Origin of the sequence: Streptomyces sp. NPDC058579, from assembly GCF_042718575.1 — a bacterium.
GTDB lineage: Bacteria > Actinomycetota > Actinomycetes > Streptomycetales > Streptomycetaceae > Streptomyces.
This window is the reverse complement of sequence record NZ_JBHXPI010000018.1, coordinates 1-24,229: the sequence shown is the minus strand read 5'-3', so window position 1 is coordinate 24,229 and position 24,229 is coordinate 1. Positions and strand designations below refer to the sequence as shown.

The following is a 24,229-nucleotide window of genomic DNA, read 5'->3' as shown; positions in this document are numbered from 1 at the left end:
GTCATGAGCTGATGGGGATGATGCCGAGGGGCTCGGTCGTGGGTTGGGTGGAGCCGCCTGCGGGTTCGACCGTGATGCCGACGGCGACCGCGTTGCCCAGTGGGCCGTCGAGGACCCGGGTCGCTCGGTCGCCGGTGTTGTCCAGGAGGCCCGCGGGGCGCAGGTCGCCCGCCTCGGCGGCGTACCAGAGTTCGTACACCTTGTCGCTCGGCAGCGCCGGGAGGTCGCGGGCGGTGAACGCGGCCTGAGCCTGTTGGCGGGAGACGACGACCGCCGCATCGGCTCCGTCGGCCAACGTACCGGTGTGGACGGTGGCGTCCGGGGCGGTGAGGACTTCCGCGAAGGCAGCGCTCGCCGTGCGGGCCTGCTGCTGGGCTCGGTCCGCGCGGGCGCGCGCGTCCTCGGCCTCCGAGTGCTGCCAGACGGCGACCGAGCCGAGCGCCGCCGCCGCCGCGAGGCTCGCGGCGAGCGCGAGGCGCAGTGCGCGTTGGCCGCGGGCCTTGGCATGGGGCCGGGCGATGTGATGCGGCCGGTCCTGTGGGGTGCGGGAGACCAACTCCATCACGCGTGCGCGCAGCTCCTCGGGTACCGGGGCGGTGTCGGAGGCGACGAGACGGGCGGCGGTCTCCTCGAACTCGGCGACGTCCCGGCGGCAGGCCTCGCAGCCGGCGAGGTGGTTCTCGAAGGCGGCTTCCTCCACGGGCGGGAGAGCGTGGAGGACATACGCCGCGGCGTTGAGGTGCGGATCCTCCGGCGTTGTCATGAGCCGGCCTCCAAACAGGCGCGCAGCTGCTTGAGGCCGTTGCGCATGCGGGACTTCACCGTTCCCTCGGGGGTGGACAGGGAGCGGGCGACCTCGAGGTAGGTCATGCCCTGGTAGTAGGCGAGGACCAGCGGCACCCGCTGGAGGCGGGTCAGGGCCGCCACGCAGCGGTGGACCCGGCGCCGTTCGTCATGGCCCTCGACGGTCTCGGCGACGTGGTCGAACTCCCTGTCCGCCGACAGGATTCCGGCCAGCCTTTCCCGGTCTGTGCTGGCCCGGACGCTCCGCACCCGGTCCACGGCCCGCCGATGAGCGAGGGTGAGCACCCACGCCTTCGCCGTTCCGCGGTCGGGATCGAATCGCTCGGCCGTACGCCACACCTCGATCATGACGTCCTGCGTCACCTCTTCGGCCTGGGCCGCGTCCCGCAGGATCCGGCATGCGAGCCCCATCACCGACCGGGCGAGTGCGTCGTACACGCCGGCGAACGCGTCCCGGTCACCGTCGGCCGCTCGGAGCAGGAGCGTGTCGACGTCGGCGTCCGGTTCGGATGCGTGCGGCAATGGTCGCTCCCCATCATGCCTCTGGTGGTCGGTCGCCGGGGTGACGCGGGCCGAGCCGACCTGCCCGGGGTGGCTCGCCCCGACCGACTCTGCCGTCTGCGACGGGGTCGTGTCGCGTGGCCGCGCCGCTCGGGTGAGGTCGGCGTGCGGCGGACGAGGCTTCACGGTGGTCCCCGCCGGTCGTGTGCCGACGCATGCACCTGGAGTGCGACATGCACGGTCTTGCCGCCGAGTCGGGGGACCACCCTGATGGATCCCCCCAGGCGGCGCACGATCTCCAGGCCGAAGCCGCCTCGCCCGTCGCCGCCCGCATGCCGGTGGAGATCGGGGATCTCCTCGCTGTGGTCGGTGACCGCGATGTCCAGGGAGCTGTCGTGCGAGGCCAGGGTCAGCTCGCATGGGCCGCGGGTGTGGCGGACGGCGTTGGTGACGAGTTCGGAGACGATCAGGACGGCGTCGGCCGTACGGGCGTATTCGGCCGCCTCCAGCCATCGGGCCGCGATGCGACGGGCGACGGCCGGGCTGCGCAGGCCGGAGGGCAGGGCCACGACGTGGCGAGTCATGGTGGGTGCTGAGGGGGGTGCGGGTGCTGAGGGTGGTGCGGTGGTGGTCATGACCGCTCCCTGGAGGCGAATCCTGCTGTGTGAGGGATTCGTAGCCGTACGGAGCACGGATGAGTGATCGGCGATGACAGCCCGCTCATCGAACCTGTCGGCTGATCATCAGGATTCCCGCCGTTTGCTCATCCGGCGGTGGCCCGGTTCCGAATCCCTGATGACCCCGCACGGCGAGTCGGCCGTCGTATCCGCCCTGCCGACCGGTTTCCGGTCGTCCTGGCGGCCGCACGACCCATCTCGACGTGCTCAACGATGTCGATCAAGCGAGGGAGGTGCGTCCGATGACCGCGTCCATGCGTGCCCGTCGTCTTGTGGCAAGCGCCGCGGCGGCGGGACTGCTGGCTGGCGGTGCCGCGCTCGGCATGTCCGGGACGGCCACCGCGGCACCTGCGCCCACGTCCGTCTCGACCGTCGTGGCCGGTGACCATCACGACCGGTGCGAGTGGAAGAAGGGGCACTGGGAGAAGAAGTGGGTGAAGGGCCACTGGGAGAAGAAGTGGACCCACCACAAGACGTGGCACAAGGGCCATCACGACAAGCACGGCGACTGGCACAAGGGCTACTGGAGCATCGAGCACCAGTACAAGTGGGTCTACATCCCGGCCCACTGGGATCACCACTGGGTGAAGGGCCACTGGGACTGCCACCACCGCTGACCCGAACTCCTGCTGCTGAGGACCAGGCCCCGGGCCTGGTCCTCACTGATGTGTCACGTGAGTGGACGGTCCGTGGCCCGGATGGGGGTCGGCAGCTCGGTGACGCCACGGAGGTAGCGGTCCGCCGCCGCCGCGGCCGCTCTGCCCTCCGCGATGGCCCATACGACGAGGGACGGACCGCGCCCGGCGTCGCCGGCGACGAAGACGCCGGCGGTTTCCTCCGCTTCCGGTGTCGTGGCCGATGACGAGAGCGCGGTGAAATCCGGGGTGCGTGCGAAGGTTCCCCCGGGGTCGGGCGCGAGACCCAGGGGGCCGGTCAGGCCCGGATGGTGGCGAGGGCCGCGGAATCCGAGCGCGAGCAGCACGAGCTGGGCCGGAAGGACGCGGGCCGTGCCGGGCCGAGGGCGTCTGGCCCTGGGTTCGACCTCGTTCAGCACCACGGTCACGACCTGTCCCGACATGTCACCGTCGAAGTGAACGGTGACGGAGGAGAAGGACCTGGGGTCGGTGCCGTCGCGAGTGCACGCCTCCTCGTGGGCGTGGGACATCCGGTAGATCTTCGGATGGACGAGCGGCCATGGTTCGTCGGCCGTACGGCCCTTGTCCGGCAGGGGGTTGATGTCCACCTGGACGACGGACGACGCGTCCTGTCGCAGCGCGGTGCCGAGACAGTCGGAGCCCGTGTCGCCTCCGCCGACGATCACGACATCCTTGCCTCGTGCGGAGAGCGTCGCGGGTACGGGTACGGGGGAGGGCCCGGCGGAGCGGTTGGCGGCCACGAGGTACTCCATGGCGTGGTGGATGCCTCCCAACTCCCGCCCAGGGCAGTCGATGTCACGCGGTTCCGTCGCTCCGGTGGCGACGATCACAGCGCCGTACGCAGACCTCAAGCCAGCCGCGTCGACGTCATGGCCGACGTCGACCCCGGGGCGGAATCGCGTGCCTTCGTCCTCCAACTGGGCGATCCTGGCGTCCAGTCGGTCCTTGGACATCTTGAAGTCGGGGATGCCGTAACGGAGAAGTCCGCCGACACGGTCGGCTCGTTCGTACACCGTGACCGCGTGCCCCGCGCGGGTGAGTTGCTGAGCCGCCGCGAGTCCCGCCGGCCCGGACCCCACGACGGCGACCGAGTAGCCGGAGGCCCGGGGCGGCCGCAGAGGACGCACATGGCCGCGCGCCCACGCCTCATCGGCGATCGCCTGCTCGACGTTCTTGATCGTCACCGGTTCGCCGGCGAGGGCGAGCACACAGGCGTCCTCGCACGGAGCGGGACAGAGCCGGCCGGTGAACTCGGGGAAGTTGTTGGTGGCGTGGAGCCGTTCGGAGGCGGTGGCCCAGTCGCCGTGGGCGGCGTACACGTTCCACTCCGGTATGAGGTTGCCGAGCGGGCAGCCACCGTGGCAGAAGGGCACGCCGCAGTCCATGCACCGCCGGGCCTGGGCGGAGACCACCGGCAACAGCTGCTGGCCCGTGTACACCTCGTGCCAGTCTCCGACGCGCTCGTCGGGGGGCCTGGAGGGGGCCGGTCGCCGGGGTATGTGGAGGAAGGCGGAGGGGTCGGTCATGGTGCCCTCGACACGGCTGTTCGGGAATGCCGGTGTCCGTGGCCTTCATCGTACGTCCGGGGGGCCGACCCGGTCCGCGGAGCGGAACGGACGGCCGGATGCCGAGAAGTCTCCGCATCGGTACATACCTTCCGGCGTCGGCAACGAATCACCTGTATGACACCGGACACCGTCCAGGGAGACCTCATGAGAGGCAAGCCGCTCGACATGACGGCGACAGCCCCCGTCGCTGTGGCCCCGGCGCGCACCGATCAGGTGGACACAGACCAGGTGGACACCACCGCCGTGGAGGAGCTCCTCACCCGCCTGTTCTCGGAGGTCGCACGGTTGGAATCCGTACCCCCGGACAGTGACTTCTTCCATGATCTGGGAGCGGACTCGCTGCTCATGGCCCACTTCTGCGCGCGAGTTCGGAAGCAGCCAGGACTGCGGCCGGTGTCCATGAAGGAGGTCTACCAGCATCCGACGATCCGCGGACTCAGCGCCGCCCTGGCGGAATCAGCCGCCACGCGGCCCTCCGCCCGTCCGGGGGCGACGAGCGAGGCGCCCTCCGACGTGCCCGAGATACCAGGCATGGCCATCGCGCCCACCGGCGGGCTCGGCCGACCGCGGCCGGTTCTGTGCGGTCTGCTGCAACTGCTGAGCTACCTCGGCTATGCCCTTCTGATCGCTGTCGTCGTCACGCGTGGATACGAGTGGATATCGGAGGGCAGCGGTCTGTTCGACGACTACCTGAGGTCCGTGGTGTTCGGTGCGGCCGTGCTCCTGATCCTGTGCACCCTGCCCATCGCGGCGAAGTGGCTGCTCATCGGGCGATGGCAGCCGCGGCGGATCCGTGTCTGGAGCCTCGGCTACCTGCGCTTCTGGCTGGTCAAGACACTGGTGCGGGCGAATCCGTTGGTGCTGTCGGTGGGGTCACCGCTGTACTCGCTCTACCTGCGGGCGCTCGGCGCGCATCTGGGCCGGAGCGTCACCGTCCTGTCGCGCAGCGTGCCCGTCTGCACGGACCTGCTGTCCATCGGTGACCACACGATCGTCCGCAAGGACACACTGATCAACTGTTACCGCGCCCGCGACGCCGTGATCGAGACCGGCCCCGTCTCCCTCGGCCGGCGCGTGCTCGTCAGCGAGTCGACGGTTCTGGACATCCGGACGTCGATGGGCGACGGCGCCCAGCTCGGCCATGCGTCGTCGCTCCACGCCGGCCAGTGCGTTCCCGACGGCGAGCGCTGGCACGGGTCGCCCGCCCAGCCCGCCGACACCGACTTCCGAGGGGTCGAGGCCACGCGCTGCGGCCGCGTACGGCGTGCCTCCCATGCCGTCGGTCAGGTCCTGTTCGCCGTGTTGTTCGTCGCACCGCTGGCTGTCGGCGGGGTGGACGTCCTGCTCTCCAAGGTCCCGCAGCTGGCGGTGGTCCTGGAAGCCGGTCCTGCGGCTCTCACCGACGGGGCCTTCTACACGGACCTGCTCGCGGTGACAGCCCTCGTGTTCTTCGGCGCGATACCGCTCACCCTGCTGCTCCTGGCCACCGTGTCCCGCCTGGTCGGCCGGATCGTGGTCCCGGGCCGGGTTTACCCGCTCTTCGGCCTCCACCACACGCTGCACCGCCTGGCGACGGTGCTCACCAACCGGAAGAGCCTGACACGGCTCTTCGGCGACAGCACGGCCATCGTGCACTACCTGCGCTGGGTTGGATACGACCTGTCCCACGTGGAGCAGACCGGGTCGAACTTCGGCACGGTCGTGAAGCACGAAAGCCCGATGATGAGCCATGTGGGCAGGGGCACCATGGTCGCCGACGGCCTCTCGCTCATGAACGCGGACTACTCCAGCACCTCGTTCCGCGTATCGCCCACCCGGATCGGTGCCCGCAACTTCCTCGGCAACAAGATCGCCTATCCCGCGCGTGGCAGGACCGGCGACAACTGCCTCCTGGCCACCAAGGTCATGGTTCCGGTGGACGGGGAGATCCGGGAGAACGTCGGTCTCCTGGGTTCCCCCAGCTTCGAGATCCCGCGTTCGGTGCTCCGCGACAGTTCGTTCGACGACATCCGCGACGGGGAGGAGCTGCGTCGCCGTCTCGCGGCGAAGAACCGGCACAACGCCATGACCATGGTCTGGTATCTGGCCACCGCGTGGCTCTACCTCTTCTTCGTCACCGTGCTCTTCGCCGGCGCGGCGGATCTGTACGGGGACATGGGTGTGTGGGCGCTCGCCTTGGCCAATGGCGTTCTGCTCCCGTTCACGATCTTCTACTACGTGCTGGTCGAGCGGATCGTCACCTTCTTCGCCCCGCTCGGGCCGCTGTTCTGCTCGATCTACGACGTTCGGTTCTGGCGGCGCGAACGGTACTGGAAGGTCCCCTCGGAGGCGTATCTGCAGGTGCTGAACGGCACGCCGTTCAAGAGCGCCGTCTGGCGGATGCTGCGGGTCCGGATCGGCAGGAACGTCTTCGACGACGGCTGCAGCCTGCCCGAGCGGTCCATGGTGACGATCGGCGACGGCTGCACGCTCAACGCGGGGAGCGTCGTCCAGTGCCACTCGCAGGAGGACGGCGCCTTCAAGTCCGAACCGAGCAGGCTCGGCCCGGGCAGCACGCTGGGCGTCGGTGCCTTCGTCCACTACGGAGTGGAGGTCGGCGCGCGTGCCGTGCTGGAGACCGACTGCTTCCTGATGAAGGGCGAGACGGTTCCCGACGACAGCCGGTGGACGGGAAACCCCGCCCGACCCGTGGAACCCCATGACGACGGCGCCGACGGAGGCGGATTCCGATGACGGTCACACGCGACACGCTGCCCGACGGCACGCGGTCCACGACAGGATGGACCGAGGTTCCCCGTTGGACCACGGCTCCGGTGCCGGGCTCGGCCGATCACACGATCGCCCTCCCGGACGGCATGACGACCGACCTGCGGGCGTGTGCCTGGGAGCTGGGCGTGCGGCCCTCGGCGCTCCACCTGGCGGCGCACGCCAAGGTTCTCGCCGCGCTCTCCGGGGATCCGGTCGTGATCACCGCCCGCCTTGTGGAGCCGGGACGGTATGTGTCCTGCCGGATGTCCGTCGCACCGGGCACGTGGCGCGACCTCGTCAGGGACGCCGTGCGTGCGGAGGAACTGCTCGGCGACGGGGAGGGGGAAGCGGCTTGCGACAGGGAAGGGGAAGCGGCTTGCGACGGGGGAGGGGCTTGGCGCCCCGAAGCGTCCGACACCGGCCGAGCGGGCCGCCCCGAGGCCGTGTTCGACCCGGACGGGCACGGGCCGGTCCTGCCCGACGACGCGGTCCTCTGCGTCACGGTGCGCGAGGACGCCGACGGACAGGCGTTGAGCCTGCGCTTCCGTATGGACGCGCTCGACGGCGACGCCGCGGCGCGCATCGCGGGCTACCACCTCATGGCGCTCCGAGGCCTCCTGGCCGACCCGGACTCCCGCCACGACCGCCACTGCCTGCTGTCCTCCGAGGAGATCCGGTTCCAGGTAGACGGACTCGCCGGACCCGCAAGGCCCCTGCCGGACAAGAGGTTCCACGAGTTGTTCGAGGAACGGGCGCGCCGGCACCCGGACGTCGTCGTCGCGGTGCATCGCGGACGCCGGTGGACCTACCGAGACCTGAACCTCCGCGCCAATCGCCTCGCACGGGCCCTGCTGGCCCAGGGGCTGCGGCCCGAGGACCCGGTGGGAGTGGTGCTCCCGCGGGGCCTGTACTGGATGGCCTGCGTCCTGGCGACCTTCAAGGCGGGCGGTGCCTATCTGCCCGTGGACCCGGACTACCCGTCCGAACGCATCGGCACGATGCTGGGACGTGCCGAGTGCCGCTTCGTCCTCACCGAGCCGGGCAGTACCAGCCACCTCGAGCGGGCACTCGCGTCGTCGGCCGCCCCTCGCGTCGTCGACGCGCCCTCCGTCGCGGAGCGCGAGAGCGACGGCCGTGACCTCGGCATCCCCGTTCCGGCCGACGCTCTCGCGTACATCTTCTTCACGTCGGGATCGACCGGCGAGCCCAAAGGAGCGATGGTCGAGCACGCGGGCCTGCTCAACCACCTTCTGGCGAAGGCCGGGGACCTTCGCGTCGGGCCGGGATCCGCCGTGGCGCAGACGGCGTCGCAGTGCTTCGACATCTCGCTGTGGCAGCTGTTCGCCGGGCCCCTGGTGGGCGGACGGACGCTCCTGGTGGAGCAGGAGGCGGTCCTGGACGTCCACCGATTCCTCGACCTGATGGCGGAGGAGCGGGTGAACGTGCTCCAGGTCGTCCCGTCGTACCTCGATGTACTGGTCTCGGCACTGGAACGCACGCCACGAGGGCTGCCAGACCTTGAATGCGTCTCGGTGACCGGCGAGGCCCTCCGCGCGGAGCTGGTGAGGCGGTGGTTCCGCGTCAAGCCCCGGAGCCACTTGGTCAACGCCTACGGGCTGACCGAGACGTCCGACGACACCCATCACGAGGTGCTGGAGGACGCGCCACCGGGGGAACGGATCTCCCTGGGGCGGCCGATCCCCAACGTGCGCGTCTATGTGATGGACGACCGTCTGATGCCCGTCCCGCTCGGCGCCCCCGGCTCGATCGCCTTCTCCGGCGTCTGCGTGGGCCGGGGTTACATCAACGACGCCGACCGCACAGCCGAGTGCTACCGGGCCGATCCGCTGCGCCCCGGGGAGCGCCTCTACCGGGGAGGGGACTTCGGCCGCCTGCTGCCCGACGGGAAGCTCGAGTTCCTGGGCCGACGGGACGAGCAGGTCAAGATCCGAGGCTTCCGGGTCGAGATCGGCGATGTCGAGAGCGCTCTGTTGCGCGTTCCGAATGTACGCGACGGAGCCGTCGTGGTCACCGGGGCGGAGGGACACGGGCGGCAACTGGTCGCCTTCCACACCGGTGACCCGGCGCTCGGCTCCGATCACCTGCGCCACCTTCTCGGGGAGTTGCTACCCGCCTACATGGTGCCGGCCTCGTGCCACTGGCTGGACGCGCTCCCGCTGACGCCCAACGGGAAGGTCGACCGCAAGGCGCTCGGCTTGCTCGCCGAGGCGTCCAGCCACAAAGACGGCCATGGGGAGGGCTCTGGGGACGGCTCCGGGGACGCTCCCTTCACCGCGACCGAGGAGCGACTCGCCGACGTGTGGGCCGCGGTGCTCGACGTACCGGCTTCCGAGATCGGGCGGAGGGACGGCTTCTTCGACCTCGGCGGAACCTCCCTGACCGCCGTGCGCCTCGCCGTCGTGCTTGACCGGGTGGTGTCGCTCAGCGACCTGACGGCATCTCCGGTACTGGCGGAGCTGGCCGCGCTGATCGACGCACGCACCGGGGCGACCGCCCCGACAGGAGAGAGGAATTCGCCATGAGGTCCGCACTCTTCCACCGACAGCACGTATCGGCGCCGACGCTCCTGCCCGAGATCGAGAGCTCGACCGGCGGCGCGGGAGCGGCGGCCTGGATGGCCGCGCACCGTGGAGAGGTGCTCGCCGTCGTCGCCGAGCACGGCGCCGCCGTCGTGACCGGCCTCGGTCTGCACAGCGTCTCCGACGTCGAAGCGGTGCTCGGGCAACTGGGTGTGAGTCCGGTCCGGGAGGCCGAGGGCTTCGCCGCTCGCACGGAGCACGCGTACGGCGTCTACTCCTCGGCGGCCTGGCCGCCCCGGCAGCCGATGTGCATGCACCACGAGCTGAGCTACGCGGGACAGTTCCCGGGTCTTCTGCTCTTCGCGTGCCTGCGGGCTCCCGCCACGGGCGGAACGACCGCGCTCGCGGATGCCGCCGCGGTACTGGACGCTCTGCCCTCCGAGATCGTGGAACGTTTCGAGCGGGAGGGCTGGCTGCTCACCCGTGCCTACCACGAGGAGATCGGCACCAGCCTCACCCAGGCCTTCGGCACCACCGACACCCACGCCATCGACCGCCACTGCCGGGACATGGACATCGTGGCCGAATGGCAGCCGGACGGGTCGCTGCGCACCCGGCAGCACCGCCGGGCCGTCGTGCGGTATCCGGGTACCGGAAGGCGCTGTTGGTTCAACCAGATCGCGTTTCTGAACCAGTGGACGATGGACCTGGAGGTACGTGAGTTCCTGATCGACGAGTACGGCCTGGACGGGCTGCCGTTCAACACGTACTACGGCAACGGCGACAGCGTCGCCGCCGACACGGTGGAGCAGATCAACAAGGTCTACGAGGCCCATGCCGTCCGCAGACCGTGGCAGGCCGGCGACCTGATGCTCGTCGACAACATCCGCACCGCCCACAGCAGGGAACCCTACGAGGGGCCCCGGCAGGTGGTGGTGGCGATGGCCGACCCCAAGCGGCAGGCGTCGCCCGCCGCGCAGACGAGGAGTGCAGCGACATGACCGTGACCCAACCCCTGTCCGACCCCGCCCGGTCCACCGAGGACACCGCCCGGTCCGCGGAGGACCTCGCGGTTCCCCCCTTCGCGGTCGTCCCGGGGCGCCAGGTCAAGCAGGTCCTCGACGGCAGGGAGGCGACGGTGAAGGACGTGGTGGAGTCGGCCTATCACCTGCACGCCGCAGGCCTGACGGTCAACCCCGCCTCGACCTTCCTGCGCTTCCCCGACCGCCCGGCCTCGCGCATCATCGCCCTGCCCGCCTCCTTGTCCGGCGAGGCGCAGGTCGACGGGCTCAAGTGGATCTCCAGCTTCCCGGCGAACGTCAGGTCGGGGATTCCACGGGCGTCGGCGGTCCTCATCCTCAACGATCCCGTGACCGGCTACCCCTTCGCCTGCATGGAGAGCTCGGTCATCAGCGCCGCGAGGACGGCGGCGTCCGCCGCCTCCGCCGCGAGCTGGCTCAGCCGAGGGCGCCCCCGGGCTTCCCGCGTCGGATTCATCGGGACGGGTCTGATCGCCCGCTACATCCACACCTACCTGCGAAGGACCGGTTGGTCCTTCGACGACATCGGTGTCCACGACCGCTCAGCGGACAGCGCCGCAGGCTTCCGCCTCTACCTGGAGCAGTCCGGCATGGACGGCCGGGTCACCGTGCACAGAGACCCCGAACAACTCGTGCGCAACAGCGATCTGGTGGTCATCGCCACGGTCGCGAGCACACCGCACATCACCGCGCCCTCATGGTTCGACCACCACCCGGTGGTCCTCCACGTCTCCCTGCGCGACCTCGATCCGCAGATCCTGCTGTCCGCCACGAACATCGTCGACGACACCGACCACTGCCTGCGCGCCCAGACGTCACCCCACCTCACCGAACAGCTGACGGGGAACAGGGACTTCGTGCACGGCACTCTCGCCGACGTCATGTCCGGCCGCGTGTCCGTGCCGACGGACCGTACCGCGATCTTCTCGCCGTTCGGGCTCGGGGTCCTCGACCTGATGGTCGGCAAGTACGTCTACGACCAGCTGGTGCGCTCCGGCGAACTGACCATCGTCGAGGACTTCTTCGACGAGCTGAGCCGGTACGGATGAGACGGGCCCGACGAGTCAGAACACCAGTCAGAACCGACCGGCCGAAGCGTCGCCCGAGGAGGAGAGCACCGTGCCCGTCATCACCGCCCCCCACGCCTTCAACCAGGACGACCTCTACGTCGACCTGATGCCGACGCTCGGCCTGCCCCTCTTTCTCAAGTGCGAGGGCTTCAACTTCGCGGGCTCCATCAAGCTCAAGGCCGCTGCGGAGATGGTCGAGTCCGCCGAGCGGCGGGGCGTTCTCACCCCCGAGTCCATCCTGGTGGAATCCTCCTCCGGCAACCTCGGCGTGGCACTCAGCGTCATCGCGGCGAGCAAGGGATACAAGTTCGTCTGCGTCACCGACTCGCGATGCAACCTCACGACCCGGTTGATGATGGAGGCGCTCGGAGCCCACGTGCACATCGTGTCCGAGGAGAAGGACGGCAGTCTGCTGGGGGGCCGGCTCGAGGCCGTCCGGCGCCTGTGCGCGTCCGACCCCCGTTGCGTGTGGCTCAGCCAGTACTCCAATCCCGACAACTGGAAGGCCCACTACCGCCGGACGGCACCCGCGATCGCCCGTGCCTTTCCCCAGATCGACGTCCTGTTCATCGGCGTCGGGACCACCGGCACCCTGATGGGCTGCGCGCGCTGGTTCCGCACCTGGAACCGACCCGTGCGCATCGTCGCGGTGGACACCATCGGGTCGGCGATCTTCGGAGACCGGCCAGGACGCCGGGTGATCCCCGGCCTCGGCATGAGCATGCGGCCGCCTCTGCTCGACCAGCGGTACGTGGACGAGGTGGTCCGGGTCGAGGAGTCGGACACGATCCGCACCTGCCGTGCCATGGCCGCGCGTGGATTCGTCTTCGGTGGATCCACCGGGACGGTCGTCAGCGGTGCGACCGGCTGGCTCGACGACCATCACGCGGAACACCTCACGTGCGTGGCGATCTCGCCTGACCTCGGCGAGCGCTATCTCGACACGATCTACCAGCCGAACTGGGTGCAGGCTCTCTTCGGCGACGAGGCTCTGGACGTAGCTGCTCGATGACCTCAGCTGTACTGCTGAAGGGAAGTGGTGGAACCCTCCAAGCCCGGCTGGTCATCGTTGTGCCGACCAAGATCACTCTGTTCATCCGAACGGTCACAGACTTGCAGGAGGCGGCGGCCGAGCGCGGCCGCCGTGTCCTTGTCCGTGACGACACCTGGGATCCACACCGTGAGCGAACGCGTCATCGCACCCAAGAGCCGGGGCTTCCTGTTCCTCGATTCCCATCCCGGTGGCTGCCGGCAGCTGGTGGACGAGATGTGGCAGGCCGTGCCCGGCACGGCCCCCGCCCTCGCCGGGAGCGAAGGGCCGGTGGCCGTGGTGATCGGCTCGTCCGCCGGGTACGGACTGGCCGCCACGATCGCGGGCCTCGCCCGTGTCGGTATCCGTGGCATCGGTGTGTGCTTCGAGAAGGCGCCCGCGCGGCGCACCGGAACGGCCGGCTGGTACCGCACCGACGCCACCGCACGCCTCGCCCGACAGCACGGGCGGGACATCGTCTTCCTCAACGGCGACGCGTTCAGCGACACGGTCAAGGAGCAGGTCGCCGACCTCCTCGTCGAGCGGTTCGGGGGACGACTCGACTACCTGATCTACTCGGTGGCCGCGCCTCGCCGCACCGATCCGGACACCGGCACCGTGTACGCCTCGGTCCTCAAGCCGGTCGGCTCGGCACACACCACCAAGACCCTCGTCTTCGACGATCAGGGCGCCCCGGAGGTGAAGGAGGTCACCACCGCGCCGGCCGAGGGCGACGACATCGAGCAGACCGTGGCGGTGATGGGCGGCACCGACTGGGAGCGGTGGATCACCTTCCTCGCCGACCGCTCCCTGCTCGCCGACGGCTTCACCACCGCGGCCCTGTCCTACATCGGCTCGCCGATCACCGCGGCCGTCTACCGGCAGGGCACCATCGGCGCCGCGAAGGCCCATCTCGAAGCCACCGCACGCACGTTGGACGAGCGCCTCGGCAAGACCGTGGGCGGCCGGGCCGTGACCTCGGTCAACGCCGCCGCGGTCACCCAGTCCTCCACCGCCATCCCCGGCATCGCCCTGTACGTCGGGTTGCTGCGCGGTGTCCTCGGCGACGCCATGGTGGCCCCGATCGGTCAGCTCGTGGAGCTGTGGGACCAGTTGACCGGTGCCCGCCCGCTCGATCTCGACGACGAGGGCCGGGTCCGCCTCGACACCTGGGAACTCGACCCCGCCGTGCAGGACGCCGTCGCCGAACGCTGGAGCACGGCGACCAACGACACCATCACCGAACTCGCCGATCTGGACTGGTTCAGCGACGAGGTCCGCCGCCTCTACGGCTTCTCCGTTCCCGGTGTCGACTACACCGCCGCCGTCGAAACCGACGTCCCCTGGCCCACCCTCTGACCGCACCTCGTCGGCCGGCTCCGTGCGCGATGTGGGGCCGGCCGGGTCACGAGCATGGGGGTGGGAGGGAGTGCGGGGCCCGCCCCTTCCGGCGGCCGCGCTCAGCCGCCCTCGCGGAAGGTCAGCCGGAACAGCGCGCCCCCGCCCGGCGCCGTCTCCGCGACCAGTTCGGCGGCGTGCGCACGCGCGATCTGCCGGGCCATCGCAAGCCCCAGGCCCGACCCCGGCAGGGAGCGGGCCGCCCCCGCCCGGTAGAAGCGGTCGAAGACGTACGGCAGGTCCTCCGCCGCGATCCCCGGACCGTGGTCCCGTACGGTCAGCTCCGCGCCCGTGCCGAGGGCCACCAGCTCCACCTCCACAGGCAGCCCCTCCCCGCTGAACTTCGCCGCGTTGTCGAGCAGGTTCCCCAGCAGCCGGCTGAGCCGCGCCGGTACCCCCGGCAGGACCACCGGCTCCGTACGCACCCCGAACGGCACCCCCGGCCAGTGCGCCCGCGCCGCTTCCACGCAGTGCTCGACGAGTGCTTCCAGCCGCACCGGCTCCACCAGTGGGGTCGGCTCCTCGTCCCGTGCCAGCTCGATCAGATCGTTCACCAGGCCGGTCACCTCCCGCAGCTGCCGGCCGAGCGCGGCCGACGCGCGCGCCCGCTGCTCCGGAGTGAGCCGGTCCACCCGCGCCAACAGCTCCGCGTTGGTCCGCAGCGCTGTCAGCGGCGTCCGCAGCTCGTGCGAGGCGTCCGCGACCAGCCGCCGCTGCGCGGTGACGGACTGCTCCAGCTCCCCGAGCATGGTGTTGAAGGTCCCGGCAAGCCGCGTGATCTCGTCCTCCCGCCCGGCGGCCCCCCGCGCGGGGAGCTCGATCCGGTGCCGGGGATCACGGGTCGCCGCGATCCGCTCCGCCGCCGCCGTGAGCCGGGTCACCGGCGCGAGCCCGGTCCGGGACACCCAGTACCCCAGTACGGCGGCCAGCAGCACCCCGGCCGCCGCCGTAAGGAGGAGCCACCACGAGGCCTCCTCGATGCCCGCCTCGACCGTGTCGGCCCGCAGCGCCACCTGGAGCGCCCGCCCCTTCGCGTAGTCGGTCGTGAGCATCCGAGCGGGGTGCCCGGCCACCGTGATGTTCGTGTAGTACGGGGCCCGCTCCCCGGCGGCGACCTCCCGCGCGGCCGGCGCCACCGGCAGCTGCCCCGGCGTACGGGGGTCGTCGGCCGGGTCGGCCGGCACCACCTCCGCGCAGGCCGGGGCGGCCAGGAAGCGGCACTCACCGGCCAGCGTGCCCGGCGGGTGCCCCCGATCGCGTTGCGCCGCGAGCCGCGCGGACTGGGTCAGGCTCAGGTCGAGCTGGTCGTACAGCGCGGACCGTACGACGACGTACGCGGCCGCGCACACCCCGACCGCCACCAGGGCCACCGCCGCCGTGACGGCCAGCGCGAGCCGGGTCCGCAGCGGCCGCCGCCTGCGCCACACGCCCCCGAGCCGCCGCCGGCCGCCCCCGCTCACAGCGTGTCCAGCCGGTAGCCGACCCCGTGCACGGTGTGGACAAGCCGAGGCTCGCCCTCGGCCTCCAGCTTCCGGCGCAGGTAGCCGACGTACACGGCGAGCGAGTTGGAGTCAGGACCGAAGTCGCGCCCCCACACCAGCTCCAGGATCAGCTCGCGCGGCAGCACCTGGCCGGGGTGGCGCAGCAGCAGTTCAAGCAGCGCGGCCTCGGTACGGCTGAACTCCATCGGCCGCCCGCCGCGCCGCCCGGTGCGCGTGGCGGGGTCCAGTACGAGGTCGGCGAAGCCCAGGGGGCCGCTGCCCGGCTGCTCGGGCGCGGCCCGTCGCAGCAGGGCCCGGACCCGGGCGACCAGTTCGTCCAGCGCGAAGGGCTTGACCAGGTAGTCGTCGGCCCCGGCCTCAAGGCCGTCGACGCGCTCGCTGACGGAGTCGAGCGCCGTCAGGACCAGTACGGGCGTACGGTCGCCCATCGCGCGCAGCTGACGGCACACCCCGAGCCCGTCGAGGACCGGCATCATCACGTCCAGGACGAGCGCGTCCGGCTCCCAGCGCGCCACCTCGCTCAGCGCGGCAAGGCCGTCCGCCGCTCCCCGGACCTCGTACCCCTCGACGGCCAGGCCGTCCTGCACGGCGGCCCTGACCTCGGGCTCGTCGTCGACCACCAGAATCCGTTGCATGGAGCAAAGCCTGCCAAAGCCGTCGGCGCGATCCTCTTAGAACGTTCTTAAGGCGCACCGGGAGTGTGCGGCCCATGACCACTCGAACCCCTCGACACACACCCGCGGCACTGTCCGTCGTGATCGGTGCGGGCGGCACCGGCGGGCACATCTACCCGGGCCTCGCCCTCGCCGAGGCGCTGCGCGCGGCCGTCCCGGACGCCGTGATCTCGTTCATCGGGACCGAACGGGGCCTGGAGACCGAGCTGATCCCCGGTGCCGGCTACCGCCTGCACACCGTCGGCATGATCCCCTTCGACCCGGCGCTCGGCGCGAAGAGGTACCTGCTGCCCGCGGCCCTGCTGCGCTCGGCGCACCAGGCCCGTTCCGTGATCCGGGCGCAGGGCGCGCAGGTCGTCGTCGGCATGGGCGGCTATCCGAGCGCGCCCGCCGTGCTCGGCGCCCGGCTGGCGGGGGTGCCCGCCGTGATCCACGAGTCCAACGCGGTACCGGGCCGGGCCAACCAGTTCGCGGCCCGTCTCACCGAGCACGTCGCGGTGGCCTTCGACCGCAGCCGCCCCCATCTGGCGGGCGGGGCGCGGGCGCTGACCACGGGGATGCCGATCTCCGCCGCGCTCTCCGGGCTCGCGGACCTGCCGCGGCCGGAGCGGGCGGCGCTGCGCACCGAGGCCAGGGGGGAGCTGGGGATCCCCGACGGGAAGCGCCTCGTCGTCTTCAACGGCGGCAGCCTGGGGGCGGTCCGGCTCACCGGGGCCGCGGTCGCCCTGGCCGGGCTCTGGCAGCACCGAAACGACGTACAGCTGCTGGTCAAGACGGGCCCCGCGGCGCTGCCGGACGCGGAGCGGGACCTCGCGGCGTCCGGCGGGCACCGGATCGCGCGGGCCGTGGCGTACCTGGACCGGATGGACCTGGTGTACGCCGCCGCCGACCTGGTGGTGTGCCGGGCGGGCTCGGCGACGGTCGCGGAGCTGGCGGCGACCGGGGTCCCGGCCGTGCTCGTCCCCTATCCGTACGCCCCGGGCGACCACCAGACCCACAACGCCCGCGTGCTGTCCGACGCGGGAGCCGGGCTGCTGCTGCCCGACTCCGAGACCACCGCCGGACGGCTCGCCGGTCTCGTCGGCCCGCTGCTGGCCGACCCGGACCGGCTGGCGTCGATGGCCGGCGCCGCCGACCCCGGCCCGCACGCGCGGGCCGCCGAACTGCTGGCCGCGGAGGTCCTCCGCGTGGCCGGCGTCCGCCTTCCCACCTTGGAGCACGCATGACCACGAACATGACCACGGCCACGGCCACGAACTGGACCGGTCGCACCGTCCTCGTCACCGGGGCCGAGGGCTTCATCGGCTCGACCCTGGTGGACCTGTTGGTGGCGCGGGGCGCGCGGGTGCGCGCCTTCGTGCACTACAAGCCGTACGCGGAGAAGGGGCACCTGGCCCGCTACCTGGCCGACGCGGGCGGCCCGGGCAGCCCGGTGGAGATGTGGGCGGGCGACATCCGCGACGCGGGCCGGGTCAGCGACGCGGTCGCCGGCTGCGACACCGTCTTCCACCTGGCGGCCCTGATCGGGATCCCGTACAGCTACGCCTCGCCGGGCGCGTACGTGCAGACGAACGTCACCGGTACGGAGAACATCGCGGAGGCCTGCCGCCGTCACGATGTACGCCGCCTCGTGCACACCTCCACCAGCGAGGTCTACGGCACGGCCCTGACGGCACCCATCGCGGAGGACCACCCGCTCCAGCCGCAGTCCCCGTACTCCGCGTCGAAGATCGGCGCGGACATGATGGCGCTCTCCTTCCACCACGCCTTCGAGCTGCCGGTGACGGTGGTGCGGCCGTTCAACACGTACGGCCCCCGCCAGTCGGCGCGCGCGGTGATCCCCACGATCCTGGCCCAACTCCACTCGGGCTCCCGGGAGATCCGCCTTGGCTCGACCACGCCCACCCGGGACTTCACGTACGTGACGGACACGGCCGAGGGCTTCCTCGCGGCGGCGGAGTGCGACCGGGCGCTGGGCGAGGTGGTCAACCTCGGCTCCGGTCAGGAGATATCCATCGGCGACCTGGCGAAGGCCCTGATCACGGCCTCGGGCCGGGAGGCGGACGTGGTGGTGGACCCGTCCCGGCTGCGCCCCTCGGGCAGCGAGGTCCACCGACTCCTTTCGGACAACTCCCGCGCCCGCGAGTGGGCGGGCTGGAAGCCGGACGTCTCCCTCTCCGAAGGCCTGGCCCGCACGTCGGACTGGGTCGCGGCCAACCTCAACCTCTTCGCCCCGGATCGCTACCAGGTGTAGGGCAGACCGACGGCTCGCCGCCGGGCAAGGCACGTGCGCCTTCCTGGCGGCGGGCTGGACCTGCCTACTCGTAGGAGTTCCACTTACGGGGTGCGCCCTTCTCGTAGTGCTGGCCGGCGTGGCCGCGCGGCAGCTCGCAGAAGAAGTTGCCCTGCAGGAAGAGGTCCCAGCTGTCCGGTCCACCCATCTTGCAGCGAGGCGCGGGCTCGGCAGCGACGTCTTCCGTGGAGTCGTTCATCCCAGCAGGGTTCTGATCGATGGTCATACATGCATCCTCTCCTATCAGAAGGTCGTCGATGCGAGCCGCGCTCCTGGCTTCCCCGGAGCGTGCTGTGTGCTCAGCAGGCTCTGGGCGCCCGGCTCTCAGGTCCACTCCAGGACGAGGTATCCGCGGTGGGGCACCTCGTCCTCGACCGTGATGACGTGGTCCTCCCGCACCGCCTGGACCGGCCTGGGGTCGGACAGCGGGGCCAGGAGTGTCGCTGTGACGTCGCCGGTCACGCCCTCGACCGTCACGCGTGGGCGGGCGGGGTCGGCGGAGCCGTTCGCGACGGCCAGACGGTGGCGGGTGCCGAGGCGGGCGTACTGCGGGATCAGGTGGGGGCCGCCGGTCACGAAGGGCATGCGGGCGCCCAGGAAGCGCAGGGACTCGTGGGCGAGGCGCCGGCCGTCGTCGCAGCGGCCGAGGGCCTCGGGGCGGCAGGCCGCCATCGTGACCACCCTGCCCCCTATGGAGTTCACGTGGGCGACCCGGCCCGCTCCCCAGTGCTCCCCGCGCGGGGTGAGGATCTCCGTCCATGTCTCCGCACCGGGCAGCGCGGTCATCCGGACCATCGACGGCTGCACGTTCACGCTCAGGAGCGCTCCGCCGTCCAGGATCCGTTCCATGCTGTACGGAGCCGCCGACGGCGTCTCCCGGTCCACCTCCTCGTGGAGGGCGACGCCCAGCAGCTCGCCGAAGCCGCGCCGGTCCAGGATCGCCGCGGCCGTGCCGTCCAGCAGGAGACCGCCGAGCAGCAACTGCTCCACCGAGGCATCGGGGACGCCCCACGCGACCGTGCCGAAGAGCGCGTTCACCCCCGCGACGCCCGCCTGGATGGGCACGCCGTACGGGAGGAGGAACGCGGAGGCCCGTAGGGGGTCGGCGTCCAGTCCCTGCATCGTGCCGTCACCGTGTACAAAAGCGGCTGTGTCTTGCTGCCAGGGGATGCCTACGCCGACCGATCGCGTGCGATCGGTGGCACAGAAGTCCAGCGCCGCCCGGGAGTTCGCGAGCATCCGCCCGATCCGGGGATAGCGCGCCGGGTCACCCGTGACGAACGGGAACACGTCGAGAAGCAGGGCGTCCGACCCGGACAGGGCCGCCGTGACCATCTCCGACCAGGTCTGTGTGTCGGACTTCGTCCACTCGGTGTGGGGCCAGTTCTCGATCTCGGGCGCCACTTCCACCGACGGGGGCCGCAGCCCGTTCTGCAGCTCCAGCATGGCCACCGAACGGGCAAGGTCGCCGGCGGGGCTGTCGCCGTACGGGGCGAAGTGCGGGCGGTGGGCGCCGACGCTCGCGAACAGGCGGTTCCAGTCGCGGCCTTCGACCGAGGCGATGCCGAGCCCTGAGCTCATCAGCCCGAGGGTCGACCGTCCGGCGACCGCCTCGCGTACGAGATCGACGACTTCGAGCTGAGCCGTCCGCCAGGTCCGCTGGAGCAACGCCCGCCACGGGTGCGGCTCGCCGGGCGCGGTGACGGCGGCGACCAGTTCCTCCCGCGTCACGTCCAGACCGAGCCGGGCCAGCATCTCCGGCTCGAACCCGCCGCCCCAGGTCAAGGGCGTGTGATTGTGGAAGCGGAAGTCGTCCTCCAGCCACATCACCCGGAACCCGAGCTCGGCGAAGCGTCCGTAGTGGGCGGCGATCCAGGCGCGCCAGACCGGGCAGGCGAAGGAGGCCGCCGCCGTCGAGACCTCGCCGGTGGGGGAGACGAGCGGCGCGAACCCCAGGTCCTGTACGCGGCCCCGATCGGCGTGCCCGGACGTGACCCAAGGGTTCAGACTGACCCCGATGCCCCGGTCGGCCAGGACCTCCCGTGCCGAGCGGGTGGCGGAGTACCAGAGGTCCTCGTCCGCGCCCGCCAGGTGTCCGGCGTACAGCTCCTCCGACCCGATGATCAGTACGACCTCGTCGACGGAGTGCCTCACGCAGAAGTCCGCCAGTGCGGTGGGGTCCTGATCGGGCATCACCTGGTAGCGCAGGTGGTATCGGCTCATGGCGCGGCTCTCCGGTAGCGGTGGGGGAGTCGTGTCGGTCCAGGCCCGCGTGGGCGTGGTCTCGACGAGCCGGCCCGAGACCCCCGACATGCCGATCACGAGTCCGCTGTAGCGGTTGACCAGGCGGAACGTACCGGTGGACGCCCCGTCGACGCTCTTGCCGGGGATGACGAACCACTGCTGGCCGACGGTGGGCCCGCCAGGGCGTGCCGCGGCCACGGTCGGCAGCGCGCCCCAGGCGCGGCCGCTGTCGCGGGTGGAGTCCACACCGAGGAGCTCCCGGCTGCCGGCGTTGGCGATGCGGTACGAACCGTCGCCGTTGGAGGTGAAGATCCACTTGCCGCGGTTGGACCCGTCGCCCGTGGGCAACGAAGTGGTCGCCCGACTGCCGGTGGCCTGCGCGAGGACGCGCCCGTTGCCGCTGCGGATCGTGTAGGCCGACCCCGAGACGACGGGGGCGGCGGGGGCGCTGGTCTCGACGGTGGTGTTGTAGTACTCGCCGTCCGCGCCGTCGGAGCAGAAGAACGAGCAGTAGCTGCGGAAGGTCTTGCCGACGATGGTGGAGCCGGTCTTGTTCACGGAGTCCAGCATCCAGCGGTACCAGGAGCCCGACCGGTAGTCGCCGGAGTCGCCGATCAGCCGCCACTTCTGGGTGGAGAGGTCGTCGGTGACGTAGAAGCGCTGGGCCTCCGAGCCGTCCTGGTGCACGGCCTCCGGCTCACCGAAGTACAGGCCGAGATGGGCGTTGTAGACGACGCTCATGGTCAACAGATCGGACTTGGCGGGCAGTTCACCGGCGGCCTGCTGCTCGGCGACGCTTCCGGGGGTGGCCGGGTCGTAGTCGTTCTCGACGGGGGTGTAGCCCGTGGTGTTGTCGGCGTCGACCGGCTCCATGTTGCTCTCCAGGCCGCCGACTCCCGGCTGGGACCAGGCGCCGTCGTACCACTTGCGCCAGGAACTCGGCGTCATCTTCGCGGACATGGGGGCACGGGCCACGTGTCCTCGGCTGCCGTCCGTCCACCCGCCCGGGACGCCGCCCTTCGGGATGGCGCGCGAGTTGTAGTAGACGTAGAAGTAGCCGGAGGCGGTGTCCACGAACAGCCGGGCGTCCCCGTTGCCGTAGTGGTAAGTGTCGTGGGGGAACGCCTCGTTGTCCCCTCGCTCGGTGCTGTACGGCGAGGTGAGGACGTGGTCCTTGATGTCCCAGGTCTTCCCCTGGTCCTTGGAGACGGCGTAGTCGATCGCGTCGTAGTGCAGGTTGTCCCCAAAGGGGTCCGGGGTGAACTCGTTGTGGACCAGGCCGTACCAGTCGCCCGAGTCCGGGTCCACCCACACACCCATCAGGTCGCAGTAGTTCCGCTGCGAGTAGTGCGAGCCGGCGGCCGCGTACGTGGACTCCCGGCCGGTGGGGCTGTTGTTGCACCGCCACGTGGTGTCGTCGTTGCGGTCCAGGGAGTTGGCCGGGTTGACCGCCTCGCTCAGCGCGGCGTCGCGCGTGGCGCCGTCGAAGTCCTTGCCCCGGTAGAAGGTCCAGGTGCGGGGGTCGTTCTGGGCGTACAGGGCGTGCGCGGACTGGTAGTAGAACGAGCCGTCCTTGTCGATGTACGTGGCGGCGGGTGTGTCGTCAGGGTGGGTCCACGAGCCCTTGGACCCGATGGTGACCGAGTACGTGGGGTCGGCGGCGGAGGCCGGCATGGCCGCCGCCGAGCCGGTCAGCGCCACGGCCGTCGCGACGAGAACACCGACGATTCTGATCCTGGAACGAGCCGACAACAGAGACTCCTCTCCGGCTGGACCGCCCGAGAGAGCGGGCCCGCGAGTCCTCGAATTAGTTTGAATAAAATCCGAACTAATAGGGGGGTGTCAAGGGTCAAGGCTCACGGGAGACCGATGCCGGAGACTTGCCATCATGAGAGCCGTCCGGTCCGGCGAGAGACGTGGAACGAGGAACGAGTGAAGGCTGACCCGCGAACGGCGGCGCCTGCGAACGCCGCCCCGTCCGGGCCCGCGCAGCCGCGCGACCGGCGGTCCATCCGGCGCACCAACCTCGGTGTGGTGCTGCGGATCCTGCGCGACGCGGGGCCGCGTTCACGCGCCCAACTCGCCGGCGACACGGGGCTGCCGAAGCCGACCATCACCAGCCTGGTCGCCGAACTCGTCTCCCTGGGCCTGGTCAGCGAGGGGCCCGCGCAGCGGGAAGGCGCCGTCGGCCGTCCCGGCACCCTGGTCCACCTCGACGGCCGGGACATCTGCGGTATCGGCGTGGAGATCAGTACGAGTTACGTGTACGTACTCGCCCTCGGCCTGACCGGCGACATCGCGTACGAGCAGCGCAGCGCGATCGACGTCGCAAGTGCCGGAAGCGACGCGGTGCTCGACCACACGGCCCGGTCCGTCCAGGCCTGCGTTGCCGCCCTGGAACAGGACGGCAAGCGGCCGATCGGCCTCACCCTGGCCGTACCCGGAGTGGTGGACCGGAGTCTGGGCGCCGTCGAGTACGCCCCCGCCCTCGGCTGGCGGAACGTCCCGGTCGCCGAGGAACTGCTCGCCCGCCTGGCACCGGCCCCGCCCCGCCTCACCGTCGAGAACGACGCGAAGGCCGGCGCGATGGCGGAGTACCTACGGGTCCAGGACATGGCCGGGCAGGACACGGGTGTGGGTGTGCACGACATGGGCGTCCACGACATGGTCTGCATCACCGGCGAACGCGGCATCGGCGCCGGCATCATCAGCGACGGCCGTCTGCTGCGCGGCCGCAGCGGCTTCGCCGGCGAGGTCGGCCACATGCCGCTCGGCCCTCGCGGCTCCGAGCGCCGCGTCTGCGTGTGCGGACGGCACGGGTGCTGGGAGACGATGGTCGGACTCGACGCCATCCTCCGCCTCGCCGCCGACGAAGGCGACGAAATCCACGACGCGACAGTCGAGTTGGAGACCCGGCTCGCCGAACTCCACCGCCGCGCCGAGGACGGCGACCCGCGCACCCTGGAGGCGCTCGACCGCGTCGCGGACGATCTGGGCCTGGGCATCGCGGTCCTTGCCGACGTGCTCAACCCCGGCGTGGTGGTACTCGGCGGCTACTTCACGCACATCGGCGACCTCATGCTCGACCGCGTCCGGCACGTGGTCCGCGACCGGGTGATGGCGCCGGACGCCGGCGGCTGCGAGGTCCTGCTCTCCACGCTGGGATTCACGGCGGCGGCCCGAGGGGGCGCGCATCTGGCCCTCGACGCGGTGTACCAGGACCCGAGCGCGGTGTGACGGACCGGGGCCGACGAGGGTCCCTCCGGGGTGAGGCGGCCCACAGGACCTAGGTCACGTACGACGTGGAATAGGAGAGGGTCAAGACCCACCCAAATCCCCCCATACGCCCACGCGACCTGCGAAAACACCCCCTCGCCCACCCCCGGGACGTTCGGCGCGGGTCCGACTCCGCTTCGTACCGGGGGTCGTTGCGTCGCCCGTTCAGCCCTGCTTGTCTGGTGGACGTCGCCAGGCAGCAGCGCTC

18 protein-coding genes are annotated in these 24,229 nt (G+C 71.1%); 10 read left to right on the top strand and 8 right to left on the bottom strand.

Annotation, left to right across the window (positions count from 1 at the left end):
- Position 1 precedes the first annotated feature (1 nt).
- The 3 genes from ACFWRO_RS20850 to ACFWRO_RS20840 all read right to left on the bottom strand — a co-directional run bounded on the left by ACFWRO_RS20850 (position 2) and on the right by ACFWRO_RS20840 (position 1,889).
- Complete coding sequence (locus ACFWRO_RS20850) at positions 2-763, bottom strand: anti-sigma factor domain-containing protein (RefSeq protein WP_384512309.1); 762 nt, start codon at positions 761-763, stop codon at positions 2-4.
- The gene (gene sigK, locus ACFWRO_RS20845; protein WP_384512307.1) at positions 760-1,326 is read right to left on the bottom strand and encodes an ECF RNA polymerase sigma factor SigK; all 567 of its coding nucleotides are present in this window, start codon (positions 1,324-1,326) and stop codon (positions 760-762) included. Before sigK ends, ACFWRO_RS20850 begins: the two co-directional genes overlap by 4 nt.
- A 161-nt stretch (positions 1,327-1,487) precedes the next feature.
- Positions 1,488-1,889, bottom strand: coding sequence for an ATP-binding protein (locus tag ACFWRO_RS20840; protein ID WP_384512305.1), 402 nt, complete (start codon positions 1,887-1,889; stop codon positions 1,488-1,490).
- Between the two features lie 335 nt (positions 1,890-2,224).
- On the opposite strand from ACFWRO_RS20840, the gene ACFWRO_RS20835 reads away from it, so the two are divergent.
- Entirely contained in the window at positions 2,225-2,599 is a 375-nt protein-coding gene (locus tag ACFWRO_RS20835) for a hypothetical protein (protein ID WP_384512303.1), read from the top strand.
- Positions 2,600-2,652: 53 nt separating this feature from the next.
- Here the strand turns inward: ACFWRO_RS20835 and ACFWRO_RS20830 are convergent, their stop codons facing one another.
- Positions 2,653-4,164: a glutamate synthase subunit beta gene (locus ACFWRO_RS20830; protein WP_384512301.1), complete on the bottom strand. Its 1,512-nt coding sequence runs from the start codon at positions 4,162-4,164 to the stop codon at positions 2,653-2,655.
- A gap of 186 nt (positions 4,165-4,350) precedes the next feature.
- Between ACFWRO_RS20830 and ACFWRO_RS20825 the strand changes: the two genes are divergently transcribed.
- From ACFWRO_RS20825 to fabV, 6 genes are all read left to right on the top strand, one after another.
- Positions 4,351-6,939, top strand: a complete 2,589-nt coding sequence (locus ACFWRO_RS20825) for a Pls/PosA family non-ribosomal peptide synthetase (RefSeq protein WP_384512299.1) — start codon at positions 4,351-4,353, stop codon at positions 6,937-6,939.
- Positions 6,936-9,497 carry an amino acid adenylation domain-containing protein gene (locus ACFWRO_RS20820; RefSeq protein WP_384512297.1) on the top strand — a complete coding sequence of 854 codons (2,562 nt, stop codon included), beginning with the start codon at positions 6,936-6,938 and terminating at the stop codon, positions 9,495-9,497. The genes ACFWRO_RS20825 and ACFWRO_RS20820 overlap by 4 nt, the downstream gene beginning before the upstream one ends.
- Complete coding sequence (locus ACFWRO_RS20815; RefSeq protein WP_384512295.1) at positions 9,494-10,495, top strand: TauD/TfdA family dioxygenase; 1,002 nt, start codon at positions 9,494-9,496, stop codon at positions 10,493-10,495. Before ACFWRO_RS20820 ends, ACFWRO_RS20815 begins: the two co-directional genes overlap by 4 nt.
- Complete coding sequence (gene sbnB / locus ACFWRO_RS20810; protein WP_384512293.1) at positions 10,492-11,583, top strand: 2,3-diaminopropionate biosynthesis protein SbnB; 1,092 nt, start codon at positions 10,492-10,494, stop codon at positions 11,581-11,583. The genes ACFWRO_RS20815 and sbnB overlap by 4 nt, the downstream gene beginning before the upstream one ends.
- 70 nt (positions 11,584-11,653) lie before the next feature.
- Entirely contained in the window at positions 11,654-12,616 is a 963-nt protein-coding gene (gene sbnA / locus ACFWRO_RS20805; protein WP_384512291.1) for a 2,3-diaminopropionate biosynthesis protein SbnA, read from the top strand.
- A gap of 168 nt (positions 12,617-12,784) precedes the next feature.
- Positions 12,785-13,993, top strand: a complete 1,209-nt coding sequence (gene fabV / locus ACFWRO_RS20800; RefSeq protein ID WP_384512289.1) for an enoyl-[acyl-carrier-protein] reductase FabV — start codon at positions 12,785-12,787, stop codon at positions 13,991-13,993.
- 101 nt (positions 13,994-14,094) lie between these two features.
- Here the strand turns inward: fabV and ACFWRO_RS20795 are convergent, their stop codons facing one another.
- Positions 14,095-15,492 carry a sensor histidine kinase gene (locus ACFWRO_RS20795; protein ID WP_384512287.1) on the bottom strand — a complete coding sequence of 466 codons (1,398 nt, stop codon included), beginning with the start codon at positions 15,490-15,492 and terminating at the stop codon, positions 14,095-14,097.
- Positions 15,489-16,169, bottom strand: coding sequence for a response regulator transcription factor (locus ACFWRO_RS20790; RefSeq protein ID WP_384512285.1), 681 nt, complete (start codon positions 16,167-16,169; stop codon positions 15,489-15,491). The genes ACFWRO_RS20795 and ACFWRO_RS20790 overlap by 4 nt, the downstream gene beginning before the upstream one ends.
- Positions 16,170-16,243: 74 nt before the next feature.
- On the opposite strand from ACFWRO_RS20790, the gene ACFWRO_RS20785 reads away from it, so the two are divergent.
- Both ACFWRO_RS20785 and ACFWRO_RS20780 read left to right on the top strand, forming a co-directional pair.
- Entirely contained in the window at positions 16,244-17,434 is a 1,191-nt protein-coding gene (locus ACFWRO_RS20785) for a glycosyltransferase (protein ID WP_384512283.1), read from the top strand.
- Positions 17,431-18,462: an SDR family NAD(P)-dependent oxidoreductase gene (locus ACFWRO_RS20780; protein WP_384512281.1), complete on the top strand. Its 1,032-nt coding sequence runs from the start codon at positions 17,431-17,433 to the stop codon at positions 18,460-18,462. Before ACFWRO_RS20785 ends, ACFWRO_RS20780 begins: the two co-directional genes overlap by 4 nt.
- A 64-nt stretch (positions 18,463-18,526) precedes the next feature.
- Here the strand turns inward: ACFWRO_RS20780 and ACFWRO_RS20775 are convergent, their stop codons facing one another.
- On the bottom strand, positions 18,527-18,727 hold the full coding sequence (locus ACFWRO_RS20775; RefSeq protein ID WP_384512279.1) for a hypothetical protein: 201 nt from the start codon (positions 18,725-18,727) through the stop codon (positions 18,527-18,529).
- A gap of 98 nt (positions 18,728-18,825) precedes the next feature.
- Positions 18,826-22,497, bottom strand: a complete 3,672-nt coding sequence (locus ACFWRO_RS20770; RefSeq protein ID WP_384512277.1) for a hypothetical protein — start codon at positions 22,495-22,497, stop codon at positions 18,826-18,828.
- 180 nt (positions 22,498-22,677) lie between these two features.
- Between ACFWRO_RS20770 and ACFWRO_RS20765 the strand changes: the two genes are divergently transcribed.
- The gene (locus tag ACFWRO_RS20765; RefSeq protein WP_384512275.1) at positions 22,678-23,982 is read left to right on the top strand and encodes an ROK family protein; all 1,305 of its coding nucleotides are present in this window, start codon (positions 22,678-22,680) and stop codon (positions 23,980-23,982) included.
- The last annotated feature ends 247 nt before the right edge of the window (positions 23,983-24,229 follow it).

Coding starts and splice junctions, on each gene's coding strand:
- ACFWRO_RS20850 (WP_384512309.1), bottom strand. CDS start 763: ATGACAACGCCGGAGGATCCGCACCTCAACGCCGCGGCGTATGTCCTC.
- ACFWRO_RS20840 (WP_384512305.1), bottom strand. CDS start 1,889: ATGACTCGCCACGTCGTGGCCCTGCCCTCCGGCCTGCGCAGCCCGGCC.
- ACFWRO_RS20835 (WP_384512303.1), top strand. CDS start 2,225: ATGACCGCGTCCATGCGTGCCCGTCGTCTTGTGGCAAGCGCCGCGGCG.
- ACFWRO_RS20830 (WP_384512301.1), bottom strand. CDS start 4,164: ATGACCGACCCCTCCGCCTTCCTCCACATACCCCGGCGACCGGCCCCC.
- ACFWRO_RS20825 (WP_384512299.1), top strand. CDS start 4,351: ATGAGAGGCAAGCCGCTCGACATGACGGCGACAGCCCCCGTCGCTGTG.
- ACFWRO_RS20820 (WP_384512297.1), top strand. CDS start 6,936: ATGACGGTCACACGCGACACGCTGCCCGACGGCACGCGGTCCACGACA.
- ACFWRO_RS20815 (WP_384512295.1), top strand. CDS start 9,494: ATGAGGTCCGCACTCTTCCACCGACAGCACGTATCGGCGCCGACGCTC.
- sbnB (WP_384512293.1), top strand. CDS start 10,492: ATGACCGTGACCCAACCCCTGTCCGACCCCGCCCGGTCCACCGAGGAC.
- ACFWRO_RS20790 (WP_384512285.1), bottom strand. CDS start 16,169: ATGCAACGGATTCTGGTGGTCGACGACGAGCCCGAGGTCAGGGCCGCC.
- ACFWRO_RS20785 (WP_384512283.1), top strand. CDS start 16,244: ATGACCACTCGAACCCCTCGACACACACCCGCGGCACTGTCCGTCGTG.
- ACFWRO_RS20780 (WP_384512281.1), top strand. CDS start 17,431: ATGACCACGAACATGACCACGGCCACGGCCACGAACTGGACCGGTCGC.
- ACFWRO_RS20775 (WP_384512279.1), bottom strand. CDS start 18,727: ATGACCATCGATCAGAACCCTGCTGGGATGAACGACTCCACGGAAGAC.